Raw genomic sequence first — 25,021 nt, 5'->3', positions numbered from 1 at the left:
AAATTCCAAAGGTTGGAATTTATTTTGGAGTAGTTACACTCACAATTGGAATTTGGGATTTAATTTTTGGAATTTAAATAAAAAATGGAATTAGACGAAAAAAAATATTTATACCTACTCATCTTATTGCCTCTTTTGGTAGTGGTTTTCTTGTACAATTTGTATTGGAAAAGAAAAAAACAACGCGAATTTGGTTCTGTTGAAATGGTGCAAAAGTTGAGTCCAGATAGCTCTAGTTTTAAATCGGTATTGAAACTAATTGTTTTAGTATTGGCTTTTGCATCCTTGATTTTAGGTTTGGTAAATCCTAAAATTGGCACCAAAATGGAAACGGTGAAGCGTGAAGGTATTGATATCGTTTTCGCGGTCGATGTGTCTAAAAGTATGCTGGCAGAGGATATCGCCCCCAGTCGTTTAGAAAAAAGCAAGCAAATTGTATCGCAAATCATCAACCAACTCGGCAGTGACCGCATCGGCATTGTGGCTTATGCAGGAAGTGCTTTTCCAGTGTTGCCAATCACCTCAGATTACGGTGTGGCGAAGATGTTTTTGCAAAGTATGAATACAGACATTGTTTCGTCTCAAGGAACTTCTTTAGACGAAGCGATTAAATTATCGGCTACTTATTTTGATGAAAAAAGCAAAACAAGCAAGTTGATGATTATGATTTCGGATGGGGAAGACCATTCAGAAGGAGCCGAAAGCGCCGCCGAAGAAGCCAATAAAATTGGTATGAAAATCATCACGATTGGTGTTGGTACAGAGAAGGGTGGTACGATTCCTTTGCGTCGAAACGGTGTGATTGAAAGCTATAAAAGAGACAAAGAGAATCAAATCGTTATCACAAAATTGAATCCAGAAAGCTTAAAAAGCATTGCAAAGGCGACCAATGGAAATTATGTAAACGGCGCCAATACTAAAGAAGTGTTAGAGTTTGTAAAAAACACTTTGGATAAAATCCAAAAAACAGAATTTGAAGCGACTGAAATGGCAGAGTATCAATCTCAATTTCAATGGTTTTTAGCGATTGGTTTTCTGTTGCTTTTGGTAGATGTATTTCTATTAGAGCGCAAAACAAGTTGGGTGAAAAAATTGAATTTGTTTAACGAGAAATAAAGTTTTCTAAACTCAATGTGAAGTTGATAAATGTACTTGAAAGTGATAAAATACAAAATTACAAATGATTAAAAAATATTTCATATTCCTTTTCTTGTTTTCCCTTTTGGGGCTAGGCGGCCTATTTGCTCAACAAAAAGACAAAGCATTACCAAAAGCGAATGAAGAATTTGCAGCAAAAAAGTTTGTAGAAGCGGAGGCAAATTATAGAGTTTCACAATCGAAATTCCCTAACCGAACGGTGGCTCCCTACAATTTAGGAAATGCCATTTATAAGCAAAATCAAAATGCCGAAGCACAGTACGCCTATGTTGAAGCACTACGCAAAGCCAAGGTAAAATCCCAAAAGCATAAGATATTGCACAACTTGGGCAATACTTTTATGAAAGATAAAAATTACGAAGCCGCAGTTGATGCCTATAAAAATGCTTTACGTTCTAATCCCGAAGATGAAGAAACTCGTTATAATTATGCTTTGGCCAAAAAAATGCTAAAAGACAATCCACCGAAAAACGATAAGGATAATAAAAAAGACAAAGACAAGGATAAAGATAAGAAGGACGACAAGAAAGACGGCGATAAAGACAAAGACAAAAAAGACGATAAAGGCGATCAGGACAAAAAGCAAGATCCTAATCAAAACGAGCAAAAAAACAGCAAAAATCAAGACCAAAAAGGACAACCCAAACCAAAACCTGGAGACATTTCTAAAGATCGTTTAGAAAACCTTTTGGACGCTGTAAACAACGAAGAAAAGAAAATTCAAGATAAAGTAAAAGCCAAACAAGGCCAAGGAAAACCAGTTCAAACCGAAAAAGATTGGTAATTCAAAAACCGCATTTTAAAATGAGAAAATTTATTGCAGTTGCACTTTTTATAATTGCTAACCCACTTCTGGCTCAAGTTCAGTTCGAGACACGAGTGAGTAAAAACACTTTGGCACTAAACGAACGCCTTCGTGTTGATTTTATTATGAATGTAGATGGTGATAATTTTATTCAACCTTCGTTTGATGGCTTCCGAATCATCGCAGGACCAAGTCAACAAGTAAGTCAATCGTGGGTCAACGGAAGAAGTTCTTTTGAAAAAGTGTATTCTTATTTTTTGTTACCTACTCGAAAAGGAGCTTTGGTGATTAAGCAAGCCGCAATTGAGTTCAATGGTCAGGTATACAAAACGGCTCCCGTAAAGATTAATGTGAGCAATGCAGTGCAGCAATCTGAGGAAGAGAATGACGGACAAGTTTCTGCCGATAATAATTTGTATTTAGTAGCCGATGTCTCTAAAGCCAATCCGTATATTAATGAGCCCATTACGGTAGTTTATAAATTGTATTTCAGCTTTAATATCGGAATTTCAAATTGGCGTGAGTTAAGTAAACCGAAATACAATGATTTTTGGAGTCAAAATATTGATATCAAACAGTTAGTCGCTGAGGAAGGGATGTTCAAAGGAGAGCGTTTCCGTTATGTAGTGCTTAGGAAAACCGTTTTGTATCCTCAAAAATCAGGTAAACTCGAAATCGAACCCTTGTCACTTGATATAGATGTACAATTGCCAACCAACAGAAGGGATATGTTTGGTCAAATGATGATTCGTGAAACGAGCAAAAGAGTGTCTGCGGGATCAAAAACTATTGCGGTAAAAGGATTACCAGAATCGGGCAAGCCAGCTGATTTTTCAGGTGCCGTGGGAAGTTTTGATTTTAAAGTGACACCAAGCAAAACAACGCTGCACAATGGTGAAAGTTTAGAATTGGTAGTAAGCGCCGCTGGAAAAGGCAATCTCAAATTATTCACCTTGCCCAAACCGGTTGTTCCAAACGCCTTAGAAATGTATGATCCTGTTCATTCGGAAGCGGTAAATACGCCACTTTCTGGAATGGCAGGTAAAATTTCGGATAGTTATACGATTATTCCGCAGTTCAAGGGAACCTATCCAATTAAACCCATGCAGTTCTCTTATTTTGATTTGAATTCGGGCAGCTATAAAACGATTACTTCCCCTGAAATTTTGGTAACGGTTTTAGATGGACCGACGGCTACAGATAGTACATCGGTGGCAAGTGCCGCTAAAAATAACAGTAGTAGTCTGGAGCAATTCAAATTTATTAAGGGAACAACGGAGCTAGCAGATGTTCATGCGGATGATTTCTTCGGATCAAATGGGTATTATGCTTTGTTACTATTACCTTTTGGTATGCTCCCTCTTATAGTGGCCTTTAAAAAGAAAAAAGAAGCCATAGATCGTGATGTCTTTGGTAACCGAATCAAAATGAACAATAAATTGGCCAAGAAATATTTGTCGGAGGCCAAAAAGCAAATTGCGAACAAAGAGTTGTTCTATGTGGCACTCGAAAAAGCGATGCATAATTTCTTAAAAGCCAAATTACACATCGAAACTTCAGAAATGAGTAAGGATAATATTCAAGAATTATTGTTGTCTAGAAAAGCCAATCCTGAAGCTGTAAGTGATTTTATTGCCTTGACAGAAAATTGTGAGGTAGCACGTTATGCGCCTTCTTCTAGCGCCTCGATTCAGCAAGATTTTGATAAAGCCGTCGAAATTATTTCGGGATTAGAAAAACAAATTGTGTAAACTACAAAGCATAGAAGTGCAATCAAGAGTAATTAAATGAGCACTTTATAATAGTGTTCTTAGCGCTTCCTTTGTGATCTTTGTGTTTAAAATTTAAACAAATTATGAAAAATATAGTTTATTTATTATTACTTATAACCAGTGTTTTAACTGCTCAAAATGGTTTTGAAGCGGGGAATGCGTTGTACAAAAAAGGGCAATACGAGCAAGCCATTCAGGCCTATGAATCGGTGGTGCAAACGGATAAAAAAGAATCGGCCGATTTGTATTTCAATTTGGGCAATTGTTACTACAAACTCAATCAAGTAGCTCCAGCGATTTATAATTACGAGAAAGCTTTGGTTTTAAAACCCAATGATTCAGAAATTCTAAACAATTTGAAATTTGCCCAAAAAAGAACCATAGACGAGATTAAAGTGGTTCCCAAAGTAGGTTTCGAGAAACTAGTACACGATTTCACGGCATTCTTTCATTATGATACTTGGGCGTGGATTTCGATAGGGTTTGCGGTGGTGGTTTTATTACTTTTTTTAGGATACTACTTTACACAAACTTCTTTAGCGAAACGTGTTTTTTTCTTTGGGATGTTTTTTGGGCTACTACTCGTTTCGATAAGTGTTTTCGCCGCTTATTTTGAGCAAAGTCATTTCAAAAATGACCGACCAGCCATTCTTTTTGCCGCTAGTACCGAGGTGAGAAGTGAGCCTCAAATCGCTAGTCCCACCGTCATTAAACTCCATGAAGGGGCCAAAGTTTATGTGCTAGAAACCTTAGAACAATGGCGAAAAATACAACTCACAGACGGTACCGAAGGTTGGTTACTCGCCAATACTATTAAGGAGGTAAAGTGATTTTTCAGGTTAATTTTATACTAAAAGGGAGGTTTCTAAACGCAGAAAACCTCCCTTTTTTGTCTTTAAAATCTTTAAAACATGACGTTTTTCAACGTGAATTATTAATTGAGTTAAGGTTAATAATAAATTGGTTAGAAATAATATTACTTTTTCAGGTAACTCGAGGTAACGGACTAGTTAACTGAGGTAATTCTATCACTTACACGAATATTTCTTCTAAAAAAACATTGTAAGGAAACAGCTTTTTTTATGCTATACATAATGCTGAAGCTATAAAAAGAAAAGTATAAAAAAAGCCGTCCTTACTTTTTTAGGACAGCTTCTTTTGGTTTGTTACAAAAATAGATGCTTAGGCTAACGCCTGTTCTAAATCAGCAATTAAATCTTCTACATCTTCAATGCCTACGCTGAGTCGCACCAAATCATCGGTGATTCCCACTTCTTTTCGTTTGTCTTCAGGAATAGAAGCGTGCGTCATTAAAGCAGGGTGATTGGCTAATGATTCTACACCTCCTAATGATTCTGCCAAAGTAAATACCTTTAGTTTTTCTAAAAATGCAATGGCATCTTCTTTCTTTCCTGAGGCAAAGGTGAAGGAAACCATACCCCCAAAACCACTCATCTGTTTTTTGGCAATGTCATGAAAAGGATGCTCGGGTAATCCAGGGTAATACACCGTTTTGATCTTAGGATGTGTATTTAGAAAGGCGACTACTTTTTCTCCGTTTTCACAATGTCTTTGCACTCTCAAATGCAAGGTTTTTATGCCACGTAAGACCAAAAAGCTATCCATTGGCCCTAAGGTAGCTCCGGTTGCAAATTGTTGGAAATGCAATTGCTCTCCCAAAGCTTCGTCCTTAACAATCAAGGCACCGGCTATGACATCAGAGTGACCGCCCAAATATTTGGTAGCTGAATGCATCACGATATCGGCACCTAAATCTAATGGTTTTTGCAAATACGGAGTTGCAAAAGTATTATCAACCGCAAAAAGAATATTCTTTGCTTTGGTAATCTTAGCGATTTCTTGAATATCGGCTAATTTCATTAACGGATTGGTAGGCGTTTCTACCCAAACCATTTTGGTGTTTTCATTGATTAAAGATTGGAATTTTTCCAAATCATTCATGTCTACAAAATGAAATTTGATGCCTGAATCCTTATAAATCCTAGTAAACATGCGGTAAGTGCCCCCATACAAATCATCCATTGCAATGATTTCATCTCCAGCTTTGAAAGAGCGCAACACACAATCCGTAGCCGCAAGGCCTGATGAAAAGGCCAAACCTCTACTGCCGTTTTCTAGACTAGCCAAGGCTTGCTCTAACGCACTTCGTGTTGGATTAGCCGCTCTACTGTATTCGTAATCGGGATGTAAAGGTTTTCCTGGACTCGTTTGTACAAAAGTCGAGGTTTGATAAACCGGAGGCATTACGGCCCCAGTGGCAGCGTCATGATGCTGTCCTCCATGAATTGCTTTGGTGTTAAATTTCATAACTTCAATTTTTAATGAGATTATATTGTAAAAGTATTTTAAGGGTTTAGAATCTCTTAGGATGGTTTAGCTGCTGAACTTCAGTGTGCTACATTTTTAACTTACACGATTTCATTTCCATAGAAAATTCATAATATCTTTTTGTTAAGAATGCCTAAGATGCTTTTGAAAATGCAAATTTACCGTTAAATATTGAAAACTCAATGCCTATCTGACCTACCTTTGAGAGTAAACCATCTTTTAAAAGATATGAAATTAAGAATACGCTCTCTTTTTATACTTGCTTTTTTGAGTTCTTGTTCGAACGAATTGAGTTTTGATTCCAAAGAATTTAGACAGAAAAGTACTTTGTTATGTGATAAAAATTGTACCGAAATTAAAATAGAAATTCCTTACGCGACGGCTAATTCTATTGCAGCCGATAGCATCAATCGGAAAGTATTTCAGGTCATTAAGGATTTAGTGTACGTCAATGAAACGCCCATTCCAGAAAATGACTATGAAGCGTTAGTGGCTTCTTTTATTAGCTCGTTTGAAAGTACCAAAGAGGCCTTTCCAGAAGCGGCCTTCGGGTGGGATGCCAAAATTGTGGGTGAAGTAGTGTATCAAACCGATAAAATCATAAATATAGAAATCAGCCATTATACTTTTACTGGAGGCGCTCATGGTTTTGAAGGGAAACAATCACTTCTCTTTAATTCCAAAACCGGAAAAGTAATTCAAATTAGGAATTTATTCCAAAAATATGCTGAGTTCAAAGGCACTGTTGAAATACTGTTTAGAAAAAAATATAAGATCCCGGCTAAGGGAGATATCAACCAAACGGGATACCTCTTCGAAGATGCTAAATTTCAATTACCGAAAAACATCTTTTTTACTACTGATGGCTTGCTCTTACATTACAATCAATATGAAGTAGCTCCTTATGCAGAGGGTCCTAAAACACTTTTTTTGCCCTATACTGCGATTAAAAAATATTTTGTTTTAAAATAAAGCTTAGTAATCAAATCGGATTAAAGTCATTTTACAACTCCATTGATGCTGTGCATTCACTTTTAAAAATTGCCGCTACAAATGCACTAGGAGCTCACGAACTACTAAATTTGATGTGATTATTTAGGTCAATTTTTGAATAGTAATTGCCTCCAATTTTAGATGGAGGCGTGCAATGAGCGTTTTTTAAGGCTTTAACCAAAAGTAGCGGCTATTATTTTGGTTAAAGCCAACACCATCAATCCCCTTAACTCCAGTTAAAGCTGTAGACAATTGAAATCAAGACAAGCTAAGTAGTTACAATTGGATCGCCTTCGTGACATTCGATGGCAATAATTCTATCTAACACTTTTTTTAATTTTTGAAAATCAGCGAATCAGCGGTAAAAAAAGTTTGCCAAGCTGCCGTCAAAGTTTTTCCACTTTCTTGAAATTTGTGGCGGAATTTTTTAAAGCAAATACCCGCTATTTATATTGAATCTGGCTTAAACGAATTTACGCAAACTCATCAATATCCCGATGTGTAAGCCTTCATGAAATGCATTAAATTGTATGGCTTCCTCTACCGAATGTAACGTAAAACCTGCAGAAGTGGGATATTCTGTGTAGTCTTGAAACACCCCGTTTTCGTAGTCCTTTTTCATTTGTTCCACCGTTGAAAAAAGCAAACCTTTGATCAAATCTACTTCTTCTTGTGTGGCGATGTGTTCCGGTTTAGCCCCTTTTCGGTATTTTTCTACCAAATCATCCGAAACTTGCAGGGGTAAACCCGATAATTTGTAGACTAATAATTGTTGGGTCACAACAATATGAGCAATGTTCCAAAACAAATTATTTGTAAAACCTTCCGGGATCTTGTTTAATTGTTCCAAAGAATAGTTGTCTAGATAAGGAGCTACTAATTTTCGGCTACTGGTTGTCAATTCAAATAGTGCGTTCATTTTTTTATTTTTTGGGATAAAAATACTCATTTTCCATGGAAATGAATTTTCTTTGTAGCTATAAAAAGCAACAAAAATGAATAAAATTTACTATTTAGCTTCTTGTGATACTTGCAGAAAAATCATCAAAGCTTTGCCTGAAAATCATCAGTTAGTTTTTCATGATATCAAGCAAAACCCAATTACAGTTGAAGAATTGGAGGAAATGCATCGACTTTCGGGAAGTTATGAGTCCTTGTTTAGCAAGAAAGCGCAATTGTATAAGTCTATGGATTTAAAAAACAAAAACTTGACGGAAGCCGATTATAAAAAATATATTTTAGAACATTATACTTTTATCAGTCGCCCTGTTTTTATCATCAACGATGCCATTTATATCGGGAATAGTCAGCAAAATATTCATCAAGTGCATTTAGCATTAGCCCATGTCTAAAAGAAATCTTGCCTTATTAGGCGCAACCATCGTTTCAATTATTTACGGAGTTACCTTCACCATTGCCAAAGATGTTATGCCTGCTTACATAGATGCTTTTGGGTTTATCTTGCTTCGAGTGGGCGGTTCGGTACTTCTTTTTTGGGGAACTTGGCTTTTTATGCCCAAAGAAAAAATAGCTTTGAATGATTTCCCAAGAATTATAGCCGCAGCTTTTTTTGGAGTAGCGTTTAATATGCTGACTTTTTTCAAAGGATTAAGCCTTACATCGCCTATTTCGGCCGCCGTCATTATGGTATCTACTCCAATGATTGTACTTGTATTATCGGCTCTATTAATGAAAGAACGCATGAAAAAAAGCATGGTAATAGGCATTCTCTTGGGATTACTAGGAACCGCTTTTTTAATTCTTTACGGAAAATCAATTGGGAATGCACCTCACGCCGGATTGGGCAACTTTTTAGTATTGGTCAATGCGATTTCCTATGGTTTTTACTTAATTATTGTAAAAAAATTAATGCACACTTACCATGCGTTTACGTTTGTAAAATGGATTTACCTCTTTGGTTTTGTGATGGTGCTTCCTTTTGGATGGAATGAGTTTAGTGCAGTAAATTGGGCGATAGTTCCTGAAGCCATTTATTGGAAAATAGGTTTTGTGGTAGTAATTTCTACTTTTTTAACCTACTTACTAAATTTACTTTCCATGAAAGAGCTCAAGCCTACTACAGTAGCTGTTTTCATCTATTTGCAACCGTTTTTTGCAACCGTTTTTGCTATTGGTTTAGGAAAGGACAGTCTGAATTTAGTCAAAATTGGAGCAGCGGTTTTAATTTTTTCCGGCGTTTATTTGGTGACCCAAAAATCACCGAACACCCAAAATCAGGATCAATAAGTTTACTAAAACAGGGCGGTTTGTATACCAATTTATAAAGTATACAAACACCTCAATAAATACGTGGCTATAATTTTGAATAGTAAATGCCATGTTTCCCAAAGCGTTGTTTTTGGGCTAGGTGCCTTTTTTTCTTATCTTTGACTTCTTTTTTAGAACATACTATGATACAATCCATGACGGGTTTCGGTAAAGCCACGCTGCAATTGCCTACCAAAAAAATTACAATTGAAGTAAAATCCCTGAACAGTAAGGGCTTAGACTTGAATGTTAGAATGCCTTCGCTTTATCGTGAAATGGAGTTAGGATTACGCAATCAAATAGCTTCCAAATTAGAACGTGGCAAAGTAGATTTCTCCCTCTACATAGAAAGCACTGCCGAACAAACCTCAACCCGAGTAAACGTGCCGATCGTAAAAGCATACATCCAACAGTTGCGTGAAGTTTATGTGGATGCGGATGAAACCGAACTCATGAAAATGGCCATGCGCATGCCTGACGTCCTAAAAACAGAACGCGAAGAAATCGATGAAAACGAATGGGCACAAATCCAAACCGTGATCGATGAGGCCTTACAAAATATTCTCAATTTCCGAAATGACGAAGGAGCTTCTTTGGAAACAGAATTTAATCTTCGAATAGGAAATATTCGCCAGTATATGAACGAAGCTTTGGCCTTAGATCCTGAGCGCGTGCAAGCCATCAAAGACCGTTTGCAAACCGCAATCGCAGAATTGCAAGTCAATGTAGACGAAAATCGTTTTGAACAAGAGCTGATTTACTATTTGGAAAAACTAGATATCACCGAAGAAAAAGTACGTTTGACCAACCATTTGGATTATTTCCTAGACACCATCAAAGGAACCGAAGCCAATGGTAGAAAACTAGGCTTTATTACGCAAGAAATGGGTCGTGAAATCAACACTATGGGATCTAAATCCAATCATGCTCAAATGCAGAAACTAGTCGTTCAAATGAAAGACGAATTAGAAAAAATTAAAGAGCAGGTATTGAATGTTTTATAAGTAACTAGTGCATAGTGATTAGTAATTAGCTAATGACTATTCACTATTCACTAATCACTAAAAATATGAAAAAAGGAAAATTAATAGTTTTTTCAGCGCCATCTGGTTCGGGAAAAACAACAATCGTTAGACATTTATTAGGAAAGGAAGATTTGAATTTAGAATTTTCTATTTCAGCTGCCACCCGTTTGCCTCGTGGGGAAGAAGTAGAGGGCAAAGATTACTATTTTATGTCATTAGAACAGTTCAAAACGCATATCAAAGCCGAGGATTTTGTAGAATGGGAAGAAGTGTATCGCGATAATTTTTATGGTACTTTAAAAACCGAGATTGAACGCATTTGGGCTTTGGGTAAAAATGTGATTTTTGATATCGACGTAGCAGGCGGATTGCGCATTAAACATAAATTTCCAGAAGAAACTTTGGCCGTTTTTGTGAAACCACCAAGCGTTGATGAATTAAAAAGAAGACTCAAAGAACGCTCTACCGAAAGCGAAGACAAAATCAATATGCGTATTGCCAAAGCCTCAGTAGAATTGGCCACCGCACCACAATTTGATGTGATTATCAAAAACTATGATTTGCCTGTAGCGCTGGAAGAAGCGTATCAATTGGTGAAGGATTTTGTAAAAAATAGTAACTAGTAATTAGTAACTAGTAACTAGTGATTAGTAAAAGTAATTAGCTTGAAATGGGTGAAATAAAATCATATAAAGATTTATTGATTTGGCAAAAAGGCATTAAAATAGTTTGCTTAGTTTATCAGTTAGTAAAATCATTTCCTCAGGAAGAATTATATGCTTTGACAAGTCAGATAAAAAGAGCTTCAGTATCTATTCCTTCTAATATTGCTGAAGGTTATGGAAGAAATACAGATAAATCATTTAGTCATTTTTTAGATATTTCAAGAGGCTCACTATTCGAAATTGAAACTCAATTACTAATTGCTAATGAACTTGGTTTTATAACAGATAAAACTTTGTACATAGAAATTTTAAGTCAAATAGAGGAAGAATCTAAAATGATTAATGCTTTTTCGAAAACCCTCAAAAACTAATTACTTTTTACTAATCACTAGTTACTAAGTTAAATGAAAATCGGACTCTACTTCGGGACTTTTAATCCCATTCATGTGGGACACTTGATTATTGCCAATCATATGGCGGAGCATACTGATTTGGACCAAATTTGGATGATCGTAACGCCTCATAATCCACTAAAAAAGAAAAGCACTTTGCTTGATGATTATCATCGACTACACATGGTGCATTTGGCTACGGCTTTCTATCCTAAAATCAAACCTTCGGACATCGAATTTAAATTACCACAACCTAATTACACTATCAATACGCTAGTTCATTTACAAGAAAAATATCCCGAAAATGAATTTTCTTTAATCATGGGTGAGGACAACTTAAAATCGTTGCACAAATGGAAAAACTATGAAGCAATACTAGAACACCATTCCATTTATGTCTATCCAAGAGTCAATTCAGGCCCCGAAAATACTGCCTTTTCAAACCATCCAAAAATCAAAATGATTGAGGCACCGGTAGTTGAAATTTCAGCGACTTTTATTCGCAATAACATTAAAATTGGCAAAAATATTCGTCCCTTATTGCCACATGATGTTTGGGAATATTTGGATCACAATAATTTTTATAAGAAATAATTAGGCCAATACTTCTTTTAAAACCCAAGCTACTTCTTGAGTAATAGTAGTTAAATGATCCTTTTTACCCGACAACAAAAAAACAGGTGTTTCGGGCATTTTGGGGCTATCCCAAACCAGTTGGATTTCCTTATTTTGAATTTTTGTTTTGGCATTGCAATCCCAGACAATCGTTACTCCCGTATTTTGGGCCAATATCGATAGCATTTCGTTTTCGGATGGGATAATATAATTGGCTATAATCGCTGGCCTTTTTTTATTAAAAACATGCAACCAAAATAACTTAATGTGCGGTATACCCGAATCATGACTGTACCAACGCTGCTCATTCAACCAATTCTCAACCGCTACCCAATCTTCAGCCTGAATTTTAGAAGTAAGTTCAAGAATTTGAATATCTGGAGTAGCCACTACCACTTGTTTGATAGCGCCTACTCGCTGCTGCAGGGTATCAAAAGTGTCATACTGTTTGGTTACAATAGCAAAATCTATTTTCTTGGAATTTACTAAATCAAATAACTCCTCGTTGTTACCGAAAGTAAAGTCAATAAAATCAAATTTTGCCACTAATGAAGACCCGAAACAACTCATCAAATGTTTTGAAACCCCAACCGAAAGTAACCGATTCGCATTAAAGGCTTTAGCTCGAAAACCATTTTCTACATTTTCTAAACGATCCAAAGCATCAATGATCAAGTTATTGAGTAACTTTGCGTATTCCGTAGGTTCAACCCCTTTTGATTTACGGTTGAAAAGCGTATACCCTACATGCGCCTCTAACATAGCAATTTGCTGACTAACTGCGGGCTGACTAATAAACAACTCCTTTGCCGCCAGAGAAAAATTTCCGTTTTTATACACCGATTTAAAGGTGCGATACCATTCTAAGTTAACCATGATATAAATATATTTATCACAAACATAATTTAAATTATTTTTACTAATACCATATTCGCTCTAAATTTGTGCTATCAAACTAAAACAAGCGATGAAAAAAACGACCTTATTAACGATTCTAGTTATAACCTTAAGTTGCTTTATGGCAACTGCTCAAAAACAAAATAAAAAGATGAAAAAAGTACTATTTGTAGTGACCAGCCATGATCAATTGGGCAACACCGGAGAAAAAACAGGATTTTGGACGGAGGAATTTGCGGCCCCTTATTACGCACTTGCTGATAAAGGAATTCAAATCGATATAGCGTCACCCCTAGGAGGACAACCTCCAATCGATCCTAAAAGTGCTGATCCAGCATCAGCAACTGAGGACACCAAACGTTTTGATGCCGATACCGTATTGTTAGCAAAACTTAAAAACACTAAAAAATTATCAGAAGTTTCTCCATCAGATTATGATGCTGTTTTTTATCCAGGAGGACACGGACCTTTATGGGATTTGGCCGAGGATACAACTTCATCAGACTTAATAGCTACTTTTTACACACAAAATAAACCAGTAGCATTTGTATGCCACGCACCTGCTGCCTTAAAAAACGTAAAAGTAAAGGGTGATTTCTTGGTTAAAGGCAAAAAAGTGACTGGTTTTACCAATTCTGAAGAAGCTGCTGTTGGATTGACGAATGTCGTACCATTTTTGGTGGAAGATATGTTGCAAAAAAATGGTGGAATTTATAGCAAAGCTCCAGATTGGAATGCTTACGCTGTGGAAGATGGACAATTGATAACAGGGCAAAATCCTGCTTCATCAAAATTAGTTGCCGAAAAATTATTGGCGCAATTGAATTCAAAAAAGTAAAAAGAAGTATCTAAGATTCTGAGTCACTAAGTTAGTAAGATGTAAGCAAGACAAATTTGATATTTTTTCAAAAACTTAGCTTCTTAGTAACTTAGTGTCTTAGCATCTAATAAAAAAACGCACTATGTTAAACTTCGAATTATACAATCCCACGAATTTAATTTTCGGAAAGGGACAAATAGAAAAAATAGCAACTTTGATTCCAGCAGAAGCCAAAATCTTGATTGCTTACGGTGGCGGAAGTATCTTCAAAAACGGGATATATGATCAAGTAAAAGCCGCACTTCATGATCGAAATATCGTTGAATTTGGAGGTATAGAACCCAATCCACATTACGAAACATTGATGAAAGCGGTAGCGGTAATCAAAGAACAAAACATTGATTTCATCCTTGCGGTAGGTGGCGGAAGCGTAATTGATGGCGTGAAATTTATGTCGGCAGCCGTACATTTTGAAGGCAACCCGATGGATATTTTACAAAAAAGATTACTCATCAAAGACCTTAGCAAAGTTGTTCCTTTTGGTACGGTATTAACCATTCCAGCAACTGGCTCCGAGATGAATTCGGGTGCAGTAGTAACTATTGAAGCTACTCAAGAAAAGTTGGCGTTTGGCGGAAGCGCTTTGTTTCCTAAATTTTCGATTTGTGATCCAACAGTGATTATTTCATTACCAAAGCGTCAATTACAAAACGGCGTTGTAGATGCTTACACACACGTATTGGAGCAATACTTGACCTATCCGCATGAAGGTTATTTACAAGACCGAATTTCCGAAAGTATTCTGCAAACCTTAATCGAAATTGGCCCAAAAGTAGTGGAGGACCCAACAAATTATGCTTTGGCTTCCAACTTTATGTGGAGCTGTACCATGGCGCTCAACGGATTAATTCAAAAAGGAGTGCCTAGCGATTGGGCCACCCATATGATTGGACATGAACTAACAGCTTTGTATGGAATTGACCATGCTAGAACCTTAGCTATTATTGGCCCACATTTGTACCAAGTTATGTTTGAAACAAAAAAAGGAAAATTAGCCCAATACGGTAAACGTATTTTTAATTTAACTGGAACTGATGACGAAATCGCTCAAGAAGCCATTCAGAAAACGATCGCTTTTTTTCAAACCATGGGAATGCCTACCCAATTGTCTGCTTGTACAAAAGAGTTTGATAAAACAGCGGATTGTATTGTGAAGCGTTTTGAAAAAAGAGGATGGAAAGCCTTAGGCGAAAAACAAAATATCACTTTAGAAAAGGTTCGTGAAATTGTGACGGCTAGCTATTAATACTAAGAATAGCCTCTTGTAAGGACTCAAAATAGGAATCAGAAAAAAAGGCGCTTTACGATTCGTAAAACGCCTTTTTCAATAACTAAAAACAAAACTAACTAAACCAATAATAATTAAAAGCATCAATAACCTAATTATCAATACCTTGTAACGTTTGTTTTTTATCTTTATTGTGGGGGGATTGTTTTTTTTTAAATTATTTTTAGTGAAGTAGGAATCGAAGTGAAAACATAATGATGACATGAGGTATATACACCATTTTTGAGTGTAGTTTCTCATTTTATGAAGAAATGAACGGGATCGTTTGTCGGGTGAAATAAAATTAATTTGTGTAATTACTACTATTTTGAGTACTTTTGATGAAATTTAATAAAAAAATGGCCGATAAATTAAAATTTGCAGTAATTGGTGGCGGAAGTTGGGCTACGGCTATCGCTAAAATGTTGTGTGTGAACCAGAACGAAATTTGCTGGTATATGAGAAATGAAACCGCAATTGATCACTTGAAAACCTACAAACACAATCCAAATTACCTTAGCTCTGTTGAATTTGATACGCATAAACTCGTACTTACCTCTGATATTAATGAAGCAGTTAATTATGCAGACTATCTTATTTTTGCCATTCCTTCTGCTTTTTTAGACGCAGAATTGGCTAAGATAACCGTTTCCTTAAAAGATAAAATCATTTTTTCTGCTATTAAAGGAATTGTACCTGAGACCAGTTTGATTGTGGGGGAACATTTCCATGTGCAATATGATATTCCATATTATAATATAGGTGTTATTACAGGCCCTTGTCATGCTGAAGAAGTCGCTTTGGAGCGTTTATCTTACCTAACCATTGCTTGTAGCGATGATTTGAAAGCGAAATTAGTAGCCAAAAATTTGTCAGGAAACTATATCAAAACCAAAATATCAGATGATATTATTGGTACAGAATATGCCGCAATGTTGAAAAATATTTATTCGATTGCTGCCGGAATTGCCCATGGTTTAGGATATGGAGATAATTTTCAGTCCGTTATTATGAGTAACGCTATTCGTGAGATGAAAAAATTTATTAAAAAAGTACATCGAATGAAACGCAATATCAATGATTCTGCTTATTTGGGTGATTTATTAGTAACCGGCTACTCTGTTTTTTCCAGAAACAGAATGTTTGGGAACATGATTGGCAAAGGCTATACCGTAAAATCAGCCATGATGGAAATGAGTATGGTTGCTGAAGGATATTATGCGGTAAAAAGTGCTTACAAGCTCAATCAAGGGTATGGTGCCAAAACGCCAATCATTGATGCCGTCTACCAAATTTTGTATGAGGGTAAAGAAGCCAAAGCAGTATTCAAAAAGCTAACCGATGAATTAGATTAAGGAACATTACGTTTTATTCTTTCTCTAAACGTATAAAAAAAGCATTTTCTATTTCCAGAAAATGCTTTTTTTATTTTTATCTCACAATAACTCCGTCTACAAAAAGAATGGGTACTTCTTCCATTTCGGTTTCATTGATGCTATTGGCTTTGAAAATGAATTTTTTATCGTACAACCTACCATCAATAAAATAAGTCACCATAAACTCGTTGTTGAGCGCAAGTACACTTTTTTCAATCATTTCAACTTTTACGACCGAAACCGCAGGTATTTCGACGAAAGCATGTCGCAAAAGCGAGGTTTTCTTCATCTCGCCATCAATCGTTCCAAAGGCTTTAGAAACGACCATTACGCCTTCTAGATTAAAATCACTATCGTTGACTAAATAAGCATACCATACTTTTTCCATAAAGTCGTCGCTCCACTCTTGAACGGCAGCAATAAATACATTTTCAACGACAGGGATGAGGATATCTTTTTTCATAGTTTAAAAATGAGTCTTTAGTTTTTAGTCCTTAGTTAATAGAAGCTATGATTATAAAAGACTCACTGCTAAGTACTAATCACTATTTACTAATCACTAAATAATCGATTTAAATTGTTCCAAGAAACGCACGTCATTTTCATAAAACATTCGAATATCACCAATTTGATACAGCAACATCGCGATACGTTCTACTCCCATTCCGAAAGCAAATCCGTTATATTCGTCGGGATTGATACCACAATTGGTCAACACATTAGGGTCTACCATACCACAACCACCAATTTCTAGCCAACCTGTTCCTTTAGTAATACGATAATCGGTTTCGGTTTTTAATCCCCAATAAATATCTATTTCGGCACTGGGTTCCGTAAACGGAAAATAAGACGGCCTTAGTCGGATTTTAGACTTGCCGAACATTTCCTTAGTGAAATACAAAAGGGTTTGCTTCAAATCGGCAAAAGACACATCCTTGTCTATATATAAGCCTTCTACTTGGTGAAAAATACAATGGGAACGGGAAGAAACCGCTTCATTACGAAATACACGCCCGGGAGAAATCGTACGAATAGGAGGTTTGTTATTTTCCATATAGCGCACCTGAACTGATGAAGTATGCGTGCGCAATAACACGTCAGGATTGGTTTGAATGAAAAAAGTATCTTGCATATCACGAGCCGGATGGTATTCTGGCAAGTTCAAAGCCGTAAAATTATGCCAATCGTCCTCGATTTCTGGACCTTCAGAAACATTGAAGCCAATGGTCGAAAAAATATCAATAATTTGATTTTTTACCAACGATATAGGATGACGAGATCCAATCGTAATCGGTTCTCCTGTGCGGGTCAAATCACCATAAACACCTTTGCTTTCTTGCTGATTTTCTAAACTCTCTTGGATTGATTTTACTTTATCTTCAGCAGTAGTTTTTAGCAAGTTAATGACTTGTCCAAATTCTTTTTTCTGATCATTGGGAACATTTTTAAACTCGGCAAATAACACTTTCAAAAGTCCTTTGCTTCCTAAATATTTAATTCTGAATGCTTCCAATTCAGCGCCATCTTGAGTAGAAAACGCTTGTGCCTCGGCGATGTATTCTTTTATCTTGTCTATCATTTTCATTCCATAATTGAAGTGCAAATATATGATTTTTTGTTGTAGGGACAAGTCGCGACTTGTCCATACAAAAGAAGGCGCGACTTGTCCGTACAAAAGAAAGTCGCGACTTGTCCCTACAACAATAAAAATATATTAATCAATCACCTCACGTTCTACAAAATAATTCACAATCGCCTCTTTCATCAAAACGGTTTGTTCTCCGGCTTTCAAAGGTGGTAATTCCTCTTTCACTTTATAGTGAGGCCAACCCTCTTCATCAAAAAAATCGAATTCATAAAATCCATAAGGCTCCAGTAATCTGCATATGCCGATGTGCATCAAGTTTACTTTTTCGTCTTTCTTGTACTCGCGGTGTACTTGCCCCAATTCTTGTACCCCAACAAGGTAAATTATAGCGTCTAAATCTAAATTTTCGCCTTGCGAAAATCGATCTGACAAAAGGGTAACAAGTTGTTCCCAGCGTTCTTTTAATTGTATATCTCTAGACATTATTTTAAAATTTAGGAATGTAGGATTTAAAATTTAGAATTGTGTTACTAACACTATTTTTTAATCCTTATTATTTTTGGCAAAGATAAGCACTTGAAAATTGAGTTACGGTATTGCCTATTTCTTTTATATTTGCCGTTTTAATTATTTATCTTAAAAACATGACATTTTTTGATCTTTTAATCGGTGGTTTATTGGCTTATGCGTTGTTCAAAGGCATTCAAAACGGACTTTTTGCCGAGTTAGCTTCTTTGGTTTCTTTATTGATTGGAATATACATAGCAGTGAAATTTTCGGCTATAATGAGTTCCGTTATTTCTAGTTGTGTAAAATGGAATCCGTATACCATCAAAACGGTGGCTTTTATTTTGACCTTTATTGTGGTGGTCGTTGGCATCTACATGCTCAGTAAATTTTTTACGGGTTTAGCCAATTTTGCTTATTTGGGGTGGATTAACAAGGCAGGCGGTGGTTTTTTTCGATTGTTAAAAGCGGTTTTAATTATCAGTGTTTTTTTAACGATTTTTGAAAAGATCAATTACCACAATTTCTTAGCTAAAAAGGAAACCCTAGATAAATCGCTATTTTTTAATCCGATTCAAAAAACTGCTGCGTTCATTTTTCCTTCCTTAGAAAAATTATATGATAAGGCCAAACAATAAAAATGGCGTAAGTATGCATTTTTAACCCGTATTTTGAGCTTAAATTAAAAAGCCAGATTCGTTTGGAGTCTGGCTTTTTAGTTTCAATGGTGGTGTTTGTTTAGAATTCTAAGTAATGAATATACCCGATATTGAACCAAACGGTCCAGTCATTGGCCTTGTTTTCTGTATAAATGGTCTTGTTGGGATTGAGACCGTCTACCCAATCAGAAGTAAAATATTGAAATCTCATATCGACTAATAAATCACCCATTGCGGTTAATTTGTATCGGGTTCCAACTCCCGCAATAAAAGAGACTGTTCCCTTGCTTTCCGTTGAAAACCCGTGCGGACGCCCATCAGAAGGGGTTAAATATTTTGAAGGTGTCGTACTTGGTGTGCCCAATGGGCCTAAAGTTGAGGTAGCTTCTGTAGTATAAAAGGTGTAGGCAAGTCCTAAACTTAGATAAGGATCAAAAGTTCCAATACTATTCTCAAAGTCGTGGATATTTGTGAGATGAAATTCCCCTTGAACCCCAATATTTAGGAATTTGGTGGCACCTCTCATGGCTCTAAGTTGTTGTTTTCCAATGGAATTATTGCCTTCGTCAACCCATTTTCCAAAATGATTGAATGTAGTAGTGCTATAAGAAAGTTCGGATCTTACTTTAAAGTGTTCCGAAAAATAAGTGTCTCGATCTGCTTTGGAGGAAAAGTTTAAATAGTGTAAAAAACCCACGGTAAGTCCAGAATTTCCTGCGTTGGTATCAAAGTTGTATCGCTCGCCATAATCTGATTGGAAAGTACTAGGTCCAATAGTAATCCCAATTTCATGAGCTATGTTAGATTGTGCTATGCTTGAGTGGAATTGGGTTACAAGTAAGAGTAAGGAAAGGTATATTTTTTTAAACATTTGAATGCCTTTTTATTGCGCGCAAATATATAAAAACAAATAACATAAAACTTGCGACAAAAGTTAAACCAATTATTATTAAACAATTTTCATTTTCATTACATAAACTACAACGATTTCGTAAAAAAGGATGCTATAATTTTGTATTTCCTTGTAAATGCTTAAATAAAAGATAATTTTACTCTTTTTGTTAAAAAAATAGGTCAAATTTATCTTTTTGATTTATATTTGTCATCATTAACTATGCGTTTTTAACGTCTTTATAATCCAAAAATCATGTCTCAAAGTATTACTAATTTTATCGATTCGGTAACTAAAAAAAATCCGAACGAAACTGAGTTTTTGCAAGCTGTATTGGAAGTAGCAGAAACGGTAATTCCTTTTATCGAAGAAAATAAAAAGTACCAAAACAAAATGCTTTTGGAGCGCATGGTTGAGCCAGAGCGCGTTATCATGTTTAGAGTTGCTTGGATTGACGATCAAGGTCAAACACAAGTAAATCGTGGATACCGTATCCAGATGAACTCTGCTATCGGCCCATACAAAGGCGGATTGCGTTTTCACCCTTCTGTAAATCTAAGTATCTTGAAATTTTTAGCTTTCGAACAAACTTTCAAAAATAGTTTAACTACCTTGCCAATGGGCGGAGGTAAAGGAGGTTCTGATTTTGATCCAAAAGGAAAATCAGATAACGAAATCATGAAATTTTGCCAAAGTTTTATGATCGAATTGGCCAAACATATTGGTGCTGATACTGACGTCCCTGCGGGAGATATTGGTGTAGGTGGTAGAGAAGTTGGGTTCTTATTTGGTCAATACAAAAGGTTAAGAAATGAATTTACAGGGGTATTAACGGGTAAAGGAATTTCTTTTGGAGGGTCATTAATTCGTCCTGAGGCAACTGGCTACGGAACAGTATACTTTGCACAAAGTATGTTGAAAACAAAAGGTGATTCTTTCGAAGGAAAAACGGTAGTTATTTCTGGTTCTGGAAATGTAGCTCAGTATGCCGCTCAAAAAGCCACTCAATTAGGTGGTAAAGTGGTTACTTTATCGGATTCTGCTGGGTATATTTATGATGCAGACGGAATCGACGCTGAAAAATTAGCTTTCGTAATGGAATTGAAAAACGAATTGCGCGGAAGAATTAGCGAATATGTAGCAAAATATCCAAATGCTAAATATGTTGCAGGTAAACGTCCTTGGGAAGTAAAAGGAGATATTGCTTTACCTTGTGCTACTCAAAATGAGTTGAATGGTGAAGAAGCTGCCCTTTTATTAGCTAACGGTTGTATTGCTGTTGCAGAAGGCGCGAACATGCCGTCTACCCCTGAGGCTGTAATAGCTTTCCACAAGGCAAAAATTTTATTTGCTCCAGGAAAAGCGTCTAACGCTGGTGGTGTAGCAACTTCTGGACTTGAAATGTCACAAAACTCATTGCGTTTGAGCTGGACTTCAGAAGAAGTAGACGAAAAATTATATAACATTATGTTGAATATTCATGCTTCATGTGTACAATATGGTACTGATGAAACAGGATTTGTTGATTATGTAAAAGGAGCTAATATTGCTGGATTTGTGAAAGTAGCGGATGCTATGTTAGCTCAAGGAGTAGTATAGTAGTAATACGTTAATTAGTAAAGGCCTTCTTCTGGAAACAGAAGAAGGCCTTTTTTTTATTCCTTAAGAACAAAAATCAAAAACTTTCGTTTGTATTATATTTGTAATTCATTTGAAAAAAACTCATGAGAAGAATAGTCGTGTTTTTTTATTGTTTGTTAGTCATAAACGTTGGTTTTTCACAAAGCCAATTGTCTTGGCAAGGTTATTTTTCTTATAACGAAATCAAAGATGTAGCGCAATCCAATTCCAATCTTTTTGCTGCTTCAGAGAATGCGTTGTTCTCCAAAAACACACTTTCAAACACGTTAAAAACTACCACGACTATCGATGGCCTTTCTGGTTTGACGATATCAGCTTTGTATCATAGTGCCACTTTTAACAAAACGATTGTAGGTTATGAAAATGGTCTTTTAATTGTGATTAATGAAACCGATGGAACGCTATTGAAAGTGGTCGATATTGTCAATAAACAATTGCCTGCCACTATCAAAAAAATCAATCATTTTATGGAATATCAGGGGATACTTTATGTTTCTTGTGATTTTGGTATCGTGCAATTCAATTTGAATACGCAACTTTTTGGTGATACGTACTTTATTGGCGATTTAGGAAAGGAGATTTCGGTAAAGCAAACGGCTGTTTTTGCAGGAAATCTTTATGCTGCCACTGATAATGGAATTCGTAGTGCTTCAATTACAAATCCGAACCTAATTGATTATAAACAATGGGCGACAATTGCATCTGATAATTGGTCTGGAATTACTGCTTTTGGAACAGATTTGTATGCTGCAACCACGGCTGGTGTGTTGTATAAATATGTGATTAATTCATTTGTCTCTGTTCAAAATTTTGGCGCTCCAATAGTTGATTTACGTTCCGATGTAAACAATTTATTAGTTACTACTCCCAGTCAAATTTCGGTGTTTGGGTCGGGCTTGCTTTTAATAAAACAAATAAATAACAATCAGATTTTGGACAAAAATCCTGTTTTTACTTGTGCTACCCTCGTAAACGCTACTTTGTTTTTGGGCACCAAAGAAAATGGTTTGCTTGCAACGACGCTGTCTGTTGGCGCACCAATAACCGATACTACACCTCCAGGACCACTCAGAAACGCTATTTTTTCTTTTCAAGTTACACCAAGTTCCCTTTGGGCGGTATATGGAGGCTATACAGGCGACTATAATCCTTATTCTTATAACAATAGTGGGCCTAATTTATACGGCATTAGCCGACTCAATGCTCAGGGTTGGTTATCTATTCCTGCAGCTGATGTTCAGGGAGCCAAATCTATTTCGAGAGTGACGATTAATCCAAATGACGAGACTAAAGTTTATGCGAGTTCTTTTTTTTCGGGTTTATTGCGCATAGAAAATGAAGTGCCCAATTTCTTGTACAATCAAACCAATTCGGGTTTAGAATCGATAGCTTTTTTAGGGCCAACGTATATCGATGTTCGTATCAACGGAACCGCTTTTGACAAATCAGGAAATCTTTGGGTGACCAATTCCCGAATCGAAAATGGCTTAAAAGTGTTGAGAAGTAATGGGCAATGGCAAAGTTATTCCTTGAATACTATTGCCGAAAAAAGTATCGATGTGAGCATGGGAAGAATGGTCATCGATAAAAACAGCACCAAATGGATTGCCTCAAATACTGATGGAGTACTTGCTTTTAACGAATCGGGCACACCCACATTTAAGAAAATTACTTTTGGAGCTGACAAAGGAAACCTACCTACCACAGACGTGCGAGCTTTAGCAATAGATACTAATAATCAACTTTGGATTGGCACAACCAAAGGACTACGAGTAGTGTCGAATGTGAATAACTTTCAAAGCACAACGGCACTCACTACCAAGCCCATTATTATTCTGGAAGATGAGGTGGCTCAGGAGTTGCTGTTCGAGCAATTTATCAATGCGATTGTAGTAGATGGAGCCAACAATAAATGGGTGGGAACGGCAGATTCAGGTGTTTTTTTATTGTCATCCAATGGGCAAAAAACGCTGTATCATTTCACCACCAATAATTCGCCATTACCAAGTAACACCATAAATGATATAGGGATTAATGCGGTTACCGGAGAAGTTTATATTGCTACAACCAAAGGGATGATTTCGTTTAAAGGAGTGGCTACTGCAGCTAGTGATTCTTTGAACAACGTCTATGTTTATCCTAATCCGGTACGTCCTGAATTTAACGGTACAGTCAAAATAGCGGGGTTGTTAAATCGTGCCAATGTAAAAATAACCGACATCGAAGGCAATTTAGTGCACGAAGCAATTTCGGAAGGGGGAACCATAGAATGGGACACCACCGCATTTGGGAAATATAAAGTCGCTTCGGGCGTGTATATGATTTTCATTGCTGCCGAAGATGGCGTCGAAACCAAGGTAAAAAAGGTAATGATTATCAGATAAAATCCCAAATTCCAAATTCCAAATTCCAAATTCCAAATTCCAAAATCCAAATTCCAAAATCCAAATTCCAAAATCCAAAATCCAAAATCCAAATTCCAAATCCAAATTCCTAATCCCAATTCCCAAATCCCAATTCTTATGTTGGTAAAAACCAAAGCCATCGTAATTTCTACTTTAAAATTTCAAGAAAAAAGTTTGATTGTAAAGTGCTTTACGCAATCGCATGGTTTAAAGTCTTATTTTGTTCGCGATGCTTTTTCGGGCAAAAAGAACAATCAAAAAATCGCTTATTTTCAACCGTTATCGATCTTGGAAATCGAAGCGGTTCATAAGAACAAAGGCACCTTAGAGCATTTTAAAGAAATCAAAACCGCCATCCCGTTTCAAACTATTCCGCTAGATATCATCAAGAGCACTATGGTCTTGTTTCTTTCCGAAATTTTGCATCATGCTATTCACGAAGAAGAAAAAAACGATGATTTGTTTCAGTACCTCGAAGTGGCTTTACAATGGTTAGATACTCATAACGAGACTAGCAATTTTCACTTGATTTTAATGCTGGAGATTACTAAGTTTTTAGGATTTTATCCTGATACATCAGAGATGGATTTGCCATTTTTTGAAATGAAAGAAGGTGTTTTTTCATTATTCCAAGCCATTAGTTCTTTATCTGAACACCAATCGAACCTATTCAAAAAGTTGATAGCATTGCGCTTGGATTCTGATCAAAAAGTGTTTCATGTTACCGAACGTCAAATTTTACTCAAAATTTTAATCGAATATTATAGCTATCATTTGGATGGATTCAAACAGCCCAAATCTTTGGATATTTTGAAAGAAATTTTCAGCTAATCTTTGTAGTACATAGTTGATAAAGGGTTCAAAATT

Annotated in this window: 25 protein-coding genes; 18 read left to right on the top strand and 7 right to left on the bottom strand. The window is 36.2% G+C overall.

What is annotated here, in order from left to right:
* The first annotated feature begins 84 nt into the window (after positions 1-84).
* The 4 genes from ACSVH7_RS02210 to ACSVH7_RS02195 all read left to right on the top strand — a co-directional run bounded on the left by ACSVH7_RS02210 (position 85) and on the right by ACSVH7_RS02195 (position 4,565).
* Positions 85-1,116 (top strand): VWA domain-containing protein, encoded by a 1,032-nt coding sequence (locus tag ACSVH7_RS02210; RefSeq protein WP_438065057.1) that lies wholly within the window; start codon positions 85-87, stop codon positions 1,114-1,116.
* A 64-nt stretch (positions 1,117-1,180) separates the two neighbouring features.
* Positions 1,181-1,942 (top strand): tetratricopeptide repeat protein, encoded by a 762-nt coding sequence (locus ACSVH7_RS02205; RefSeq protein WP_438065056.1) that lies wholly within the window; start codon positions 1,181-1,183, stop codon positions 1,940-1,942.
* A 20-nt stretch (positions 1,943-1,962) separates the two neighbouring features.
* Positions 1,963-3,714 carry a BatD family protein gene (locus ACSVH7_RS02200; RefSeq protein WP_438065055.1) on the top strand — a complete coding sequence of 584 codons (1,752 nt, stop codon included), beginning with the start codon at positions 1,963-1,965 and terminating at the stop codon, positions 3,712-3,714.
* Positions 3,715-3,818: 104 nt separating this feature from the next.
* Positions 3,819-4,565 (top strand): tetratricopeptide repeat protein, encoded by a 747-nt coding sequence (locus tag ACSVH7_RS02195; RefSeq protein ID WP_438065054.1) that lies wholly within the window; start codon positions 3,819-3,821, stop codon positions 4,563-4,565.
* Between the two features lie 352 nt (positions 4,566-4,917).
* On the opposite strand, the gene ACSVH7_RS02190 is transcribed toward ACSVH7_RS02195, so the two are convergent.
* A complete protein-coding gene (locus ACSVH7_RS02190; RefSeq protein ID WP_438065053.1) occupies positions 4,918-6,063 on the bottom strand; it encodes a cystathionine gamma-synthase in 1,146 nt (381 codons plus the stop codon).
* A 249-nt stretch (positions 6,064-6,312) separates the two neighbouring features.
* On the opposite strand from ACSVH7_RS02190, the gene ACSVH7_RS02185 reads away from it, so the two are divergent.
* Entirely contained in the window at positions 6,313-7,056 is a 744-nt protein-coding gene (locus ACSVH7_RS02185) for a DUF3298 and DUF4163 domain-containing protein (protein WP_438065052.1), read from the top strand.
* Between the two features lie 484 nt (positions 7,057-7,540).
* Here the strand turns inward: ACSVH7_RS02185 and ACSVH7_RS02180 are convergent, their stop codons facing one another.
* On the bottom strand, positions 7,541-7,996 hold the full coding sequence (locus tag ACSVH7_RS02180; RefSeq protein WP_438065051.1) for a DinB family protein: 456 nt from the start codon (positions 7,994-7,996) through the stop codon (positions 7,541-7,543).
* 76 nt (positions 7,997-8,072) lie between these two features.
* On the opposite strand from ACSVH7_RS02180, the gene ACSVH7_RS02175 reads away from it, so the two are divergent.
* The 6 genes from ACSVH7_RS02175 to nadD all read left to right on the top strand — a co-directional run bounded on the left by ACSVH7_RS02175 (position 8,073) and on the right by nadD (position 12,021).
* Positions 8,073-8,429 (top strand): arsenate reductase family protein, encoded by a 357-nt coding sequence (locus ACSVH7_RS02175; RefSeq protein WP_438065050.1) that lies wholly within the window; start codon positions 8,073-8,075, stop codon positions 8,427-8,429.
* Positions 8,422-9,324: a DMT family transporter gene (locus tag ACSVH7_RS02170; protein WP_438065049.1), complete on the top strand. Its 903-nt coding sequence runs from the start codon at positions 8,422-8,424 to the stop codon at positions 9,322-9,324. Before ACSVH7_RS02175 ends, ACSVH7_RS02170 begins: the two co-directional genes overlap by 8 nt.
* A 164-nt stretch (positions 9,325-9,488) precedes the next feature.
* A complete protein-coding gene (locus tag ACSVH7_RS02165) occupies positions 9,489-10,349 on the top strand; it encodes a YicC/YloC family endoribonuclease (RefSeq protein WP_438065048.1) in 861 nt (286 codons plus the stop codon).
* 65 nt (positions 10,350-10,414) lie between these two features.
* Complete coding sequence (gene gmk / locus ACSVH7_RS02160; protein ID WP_438065047.1) at positions 10,415-10,993, top strand: guanylate kinase; 579 nt, start codon at positions 10,415-10,417, stop codon at positions 10,991-10,993.
* A 47-nt stretch (positions 10,994-11,040) separates the two neighbouring features.
* Positions 11,041-11,406 carry a four helix bundle protein gene (locus tag ACSVH7_RS02155; protein ID WP_438065046.1) on the top strand — a complete coding sequence of 122 codons (366 nt, stop codon included), beginning with the start codon at positions 11,041-11,043 and terminating at the stop codon, positions 11,404-11,406.
* A 33-nt stretch (positions 11,407-11,439) separates the two neighbouring features.
* Positions 11,440-12,021, top strand: a complete 582-nt coding sequence (gene nadD, locus ACSVH7_RS02150; protein WP_438065045.1) for a nicotinate (nicotinamide) nucleotide adenylyltransferase — start codon at positions 11,440-11,442, stop codon at positions 12,019-12,021.
* On the opposite strand, the gene ACSVH7_RS02145 is transcribed toward nadD, so the two are convergent.
* A complete protein-coding gene (locus ACSVH7_RS02145; RefSeq protein WP_438065044.1) occupies positions 12,022-12,918 on the bottom strand; it encodes a LysR family transcriptional regulator in 897 nt (298 codons plus the stop codon).
* A gap of 91 nt (positions 12,919-13,009) precedes the next feature.
* On the opposite strand from ACSVH7_RS02145, the gene ACSVH7_RS02140 reads away from it, so the two are divergent.
* The 3 genes from ACSVH7_RS02140 to ACSVH7_RS02130 all read left to right on the top strand — a co-directional run bounded on the left by ACSVH7_RS02140 (position 13,010) and on the right by ACSVH7_RS02130 (position 16,441).
* Complete coding sequence (locus ACSVH7_RS02140; RefSeq protein WP_438065043.1) at positions 13,010-13,777, top strand: type 1 glutamine amidotransferase domain-containing protein; 768 nt, start codon at positions 13,010-13,012, stop codon at positions 13,775-13,777.
* A 124-nt stretch (positions 13,778-13,901) separates the two neighbouring features.
* On the top strand, positions 13,902-15,065 hold the full coding sequence (locus ACSVH7_RS02135) for an iron-containing alcohol dehydrogenase (protein ID WP_438065042.1): 1,164 nt from the start codon (positions 13,902-13,904) through the stop codon (positions 15,063-15,065).
* Between the two features lie 380 nt (positions 15,066-15,445).
* Positions 15,446-16,441 (top strand): NAD(P)H-dependent glycerol-3-phosphate dehydrogenase, encoded by a 996-nt coding sequence (locus tag ACSVH7_RS02130; RefSeq protein WP_438065041.1) that lies wholly within the window; start codon positions 15,446-15,448, stop codon positions 16,439-16,441.
* A 76-nt stretch (positions 16,442-16,517) separates the two neighbouring features.
* Here ACSVH7_RS02130 and ACSVH7_RS02125 read toward each other — a convergent pair whose 3' ends face one another.
* The 3 genes from ACSVH7_RS02125 to ACSVH7_RS02115 form a co-directional block, all read right to left on the bottom strand.
* Positions 16,518-16,925: a hypothetical protein gene (locus tag ACSVH7_RS02125; protein ID WP_438065040.1), complete on the bottom strand. Its 408-nt coding sequence runs from the start codon at positions 16,923-16,925 to the stop codon at positions 16,518-16,520.
* Positions 16,926-17,021: 96 nt separating this feature from the next.
* Positions 17,022-18,041, bottom strand: a complete 1,020-nt coding sequence (gene pheS / locus ACSVH7_RS02120) for a phenylalanine--tRNA ligase subunit alpha (protein ID WP_438065431.1) — start codon at positions 18,039-18,041, stop codon at positions 17,022-17,024.
* A 135-nt stretch (positions 18,042-18,176) separates the two neighbouring features.
* Positions 18,177-18,533 carry a hypothetical protein gene (locus ACSVH7_RS02115; protein ID WP_438065039.1) on the bottom strand — a complete coding sequence of 119 codons (357 nt, stop codon included), beginning with the start codon at positions 18,531-18,533 and terminating at the stop codon, positions 18,177-18,179.
* Between the two features lie 161 nt (positions 18,534-18,694).
* Between ACSVH7_RS02115 and ACSVH7_RS02110 the strand changes: the two genes are divergently transcribed.
* Entirely contained in the window at positions 18,695-19,195 is a 501-nt protein-coding gene (locus tag ACSVH7_RS02110) for a CvpA family protein (RefSeq protein WP_438065038.1), read from the top strand.
* A 100-nt stretch (positions 19,196-19,295) separates the two neighbouring features.
* On the opposite strand, the gene ACSVH7_RS02105 is transcribed toward ACSVH7_RS02110, so the two are convergent.
* The gene (locus tag ACSVH7_RS02105) at positions 19,296-20,087 is read right to left on the bottom strand and encodes a THC0290_0291 family protein (RefSeq protein WP_438065037.1); all 792 of its coding nucleotides are present in this window, start codon (positions 20,085-20,087) and stop codon (positions 19,296-19,298) included.
* A gap of 276 nt (positions 20,088-20,363) precedes the next feature.
* Between ACSVH7_RS02105 and gdhA the strand changes: the two genes are divergently transcribed.
* The 3 genes from gdhA (at position 20,364) to recO (ending at position 24,985) form a co-directional block, all read left to right on the top strand.
* Positions 20,364-21,707 (top strand): NADP-specific glutamate dehydrogenase, encoded by a 1,344-nt coding sequence (gene gdhA, locus ACSVH7_RS02100; protein ID WP_438065036.1) that lies wholly within the window; start codon positions 20,364-20,366, stop codon positions 21,705-21,707.
* 125 nt (positions 21,708-21,832) lie between these two features.
* The gene (locus ACSVH7_RS02095) at positions 21,833-24,133 is read left to right on the top strand and encodes a two-component regulator propeller domain-containing protein (RefSeq protein ID WP_438065035.1); all 2,301 of its coding nucleotides are present in this window, start codon (positions 21,833-21,835) and stop codon (positions 24,131-24,133) included.
* 138 nt (positions 24,134-24,271) lie between these two features.
* The gene (gene recO / locus ACSVH7_RS02090; RefSeq protein WP_438065034.1) at positions 24,272-24,985 is read left to right on the top strand and encodes a DNA repair protein RecO; all 714 of its coding nucleotides are present in this window, start codon (positions 24,272-24,274) and stop codon (positions 24,983-24,985) included.
* The last annotated feature ends 36 nt before the right edge of the window (positions 24,986-25,021 follow it).

The organism is Flavobacterium sp. TSSA_36 (assembly GCF_051547165.1).
In the GTDB taxonomy this organism is placed as follows: domain Bacteria; phylum Bacteroidota; class Bacteroidia; order Flavobacteriales; family Flavobacteriaceae; genus Flavobacterium.
The sequence above is the reverse complement of the archived record's forward strand: the minus strand, read 5'-3'. Positions and strand labels throughout refer to the sequence as shown.